Genomic DNA, 2,511 nt, shown 5'->3' on the forward strand with positions numbered 1-2,511 from the left:
TCATGCACTTCGCAAGGGAACATCAGAGGCACCTCACAGGATAAGGGAGATATCTTCAATCAGGGACACGTACAAACACGGAGACGAGATATCCCTCGGGTTGCCATCAGACGGAATTGCAAAAAGAGTTTACGATTATGGGAACATTGAGCGCAGCCAGATTGAATATACCATAGGAAAGATTGTCTCAGACTCCAAAATCCCGATATCAATTGGAGGGGACCATTCCATAACAANTGAGATATCCCTCGGGTTACCATCAGACGGAATTTCAAAAAGAGTTTACGATTATGGAAATATCGAACNATCAAGGAATGGTAAGGTCCAGCATGTTTTAGCTGGAAGACATGACATACAACTAGTAAAAATTTTACTTGTGAGATATTAGAATAAGACTTGTACCTACCAGAATTCCTGCCATGATTTCCATCCAGTGTGGAAAAAGCAATCGGATCATGGTTTCGCCTGCACCTTGTTTCATACTAGACGACTTTGGGTTCAGTATAATAGCGTTTTATCAGCTCTAGTCATTAAAATTCAGCTGGTTTTGTGATTTTCCAGAAAAGATGCAGATCCCGATCTGTTATCTACATTCCATCATGCGCGAATTTTTAATAATTACAAAATTGTAATCATATGATGAAGATTTGCTGGGAGAACACTGACAGTTTTGATGAGTCTGAAATTGTAATTGTTGGAATTCCTGATGAATCAAAATCTCATGCACTTCGCAAGGGAACATCAGAGGCGCCCCACAGGATAAGGGAGATATCTACAGTCAGGGACACGTACAAACGTGGAGACGAGATATCCCTCGGATTACCATCAGAGGGAATTTCAAAAAGAGTTTACGATTATGGAAATATCGAACGTAGCCAGATTGAAGATGTAATAGCAAGGATAGTCTCTGGCTCTAAAATCCCAATATCAATTGGAGGTGACCATTCCATAACAACTGAAATAATAAAATCGGTTGCAAAAAAACATGGACCGCTATCACTAGTATACTTTGACGCACATCCAGATTTTGTCAGCTCTATTCATGGATACTATGGGTCTGTATTCTATGATGTGCTGCCATACATTGACACCAAGACAAGCATCCAGATAGGAATCAGGACACCTGAGAAAGAAGAGATTGACAACATCAAAAAATACGACATTAAGGTGATCACTCCGTTTGATATCATCCAGGATGGAATCCAGAAAACAATTGAAACCATACTAAAAAAGATAGGAAAGAATGTCTATGTCTCACTTGACATGGATGCAATCGACCCTGCATTTGCACCAGGAGTTTCTGTTCCGGTGCCATTGGGGCTTAGAAATACCGAAGTTGCGTTGATTCTAAAATCAATTGCAAAAAAAGGAATCAGAGGATTTGACATGATGGAGGTCTGTCCAAACTATGACGTAAAAGACAGGACATCACACCTTGCGTCAAGAATTATTGCAGAGACAATATCGTCCATACCATGATGGTATCGCTAATACTTTTAACTGGCAATAATTGGTAGAAAAATAATGTTTTCCCATTTTACACTAGAGCAGGCAAACAAGATGCTACCGTCAGTCATAGAAAAATTCAACACCGTACTAGATGCAAAAGTTCAGGTTGCCAGAGTACAATCAGACTTTGAGAATAATCCAAAATACATGGCAAGCTTCAAGGATTACATCATAAAAAAGCAAGAGCTCAATTCTGCGATAACCAAATTCTACAAGTCAATTGAAGACCTAGAGGCAACAGGAGTGTCAGTAAAAAGCATTGATCAAGGGTTGCTTGACTTTCCATCATTAATGTTCAACGAAGAGATATGGTTGTGCTGGAAACAGGGAGAGACTGAAATAAAGTTCTGGCATGGAAAAGATGAAGGGTTCAACGGCAGAAAGCCGATTGAAAGCGTAGACTTGGAAAAACTACGATAATACTAGAGACATATATCAAAATAATCCCCTTCTGATGATGATATGATGATGCTAAAGGTATGGCTTCGTGCAGTAAGGATACGATTTTTGCTTGCATCAATCATTTCAGTCTGTCTTGGTCTTGCAATAAACAGCTGGCAGAATCATACATTTGACATCGGATTTGCTGCACTGACATTTGTTGGAGTAGCTGCATTGCATGCAAGTGTAGACCTTCTCAATGACTATTGGGATTACAAGAGACAGATAGACACCGATACACAAAGGACAAAGTTTAGCGGCGGCACAGGAGTATTGCCAGAGGGACTGCTAAAACCACAACAGGTGTACCGTGCAGGAATGTTGATGCTAATAATTGGCTCTGCAGNCAAGACATTTGATATCGGATTTGCGGCACTGACATTTGTCGGAGTAGCAGCATTGCACGCAAGTGTGGACCTGCTCAATGACTATTGGGACTACAAGAGACAGATAGACACTGACACGCAAAGGACAAAGTTTAGTGGCGGCACAGGAGTGTTGCCAGAAGGACTACTCAAGCCACAACAGGTATACCGTGCGGGAATGTTGATGCTAATAATT

General features: G+C 40.7%; 4 protein-coding genes and 1 pseudogene. All 5 read left to right on the forward strand.

Annotation, left to right across the window (positions count from 1 at the left end; translation table 11 throughout):
• A partial coding sequence (locus DYY66_RS04285; protein WP_255496066.1) for an arginase family protein occupies positions 1–236 on the forward strand: 236 nt, incomplete at both ends.
• Positions 237–639: 403 nt separating this feature from the next.
• Positions 640–1,479 carry an agmatinase gene (speB, locus tag DYY66_RS04290; protein ID WP_255496067.1) on the forward strand — a complete coding sequence of 280 codons (840 nt, stop codon included), beginning with the start codon at positions 640–642 and terminating at the stop codon, positions 1,477–1,479.
• 45 nt (positions 1,480–1,524) lie between these two features.
• Positions 1,525–1,929, forward strand: coding sequence for a DUF2203 domain-containing protein (locus DYY66_RS04295; protein WP_166286513.1), 405 nt, complete (start codon positions 1,525–1,527; stop codon positions 1,927–1,929).
• 48 nt (positions 1,930–1,977) lie between these two features.
• Positions 1,978–2,296 (forward strand): prenyltransferase (locus tag DYY66_RS04300; RefSeq protein ID WP_255496069.1); only part of this gene is annotated, 319 nt, incomplete at its 3' end.
• 14 nt (positions 2,297–2,310) lie between these two features.
• Positions 2,311–2,511 (forward strand): annotated as a pseudogene (locus tag DYY66_RS16000) (prenyltransferase); the annotation flags it as partial.

The sequence above is a fragment of the Candidatus Nitrosotalea sp. FS genome, from assembly GCF_011319475.1.
Classification (GTDB): Archaea; Thermoproteota; Nitrososphaeria; order Nitrososphaerales; family Nitrosopumilaceae; genus Nitrosotalea.

Bases quoted from the DNA above. Each gene is read 5' to 3' on its own strand.
- DYY66_RS04295 (WP_166286513.1), top strand. From the start codon at position 1,525: ATGTTTTCCCATTTTACACTAGAGCAGGCAAACAAGATGCTACCGTCA.
- speB (WP_255496067.1), top strand. From the start codon at position 640: ATGAAGATTTGCTGGGAGAACACTGACAGTTTTGATGAGTCTGAAATT.